Source organism: Streptomyces sp. GC420, assembly GCF_009916105.1.
In the GTDB taxonomy this organism is placed as follows: domain Bacteria; phylum Actinomycetota; class Actinomycetes; order Streptomycetales; family Streptomycetaceae; genus Streptomyces.
Genome location: NZ_JAAAXQ010000854.1, coordinates 1 through 303, shown reverse-complemented (window position 1 = coordinate 303; position 303 = coordinate 1). Strand labels below are relative to the sequence as shown.

The 303-nt window shown below is 56.8% G+C and carries 1 pseudogene; it reads left to right on the top strand.

The features are described from left to right. Nucleotides 1-303: pseudogene (locus GUY61_RS39495) on the top strand (DNA primase); the annotation flags it as partial.

Here is a 303-nt window from a genome sequence, read left to right as displayed (position 1 = left end):
CCTGAACGACTGGGACAAGGACGAGGACAAGAAGGACGACTACAAGGACGACCACGACAAGAAGGACGACTACAAGAAGGACGACCACGACAAGAAGGACTACGACAAGGACTACGACAAGAAGGACTACGACAAGAAGGACGACTACAAGGACGACTACGACAAGGACGACTACGACAAGGACGACTACGACAAGAAGCCCAACGGCGGAGTCCACGCCGGCGGCGGCGCCCTCGCCGGCATCCTGAACGACTGGGACAAGGACGAGGACAAGAAGGACGACTACAAGGACGACCACGACAA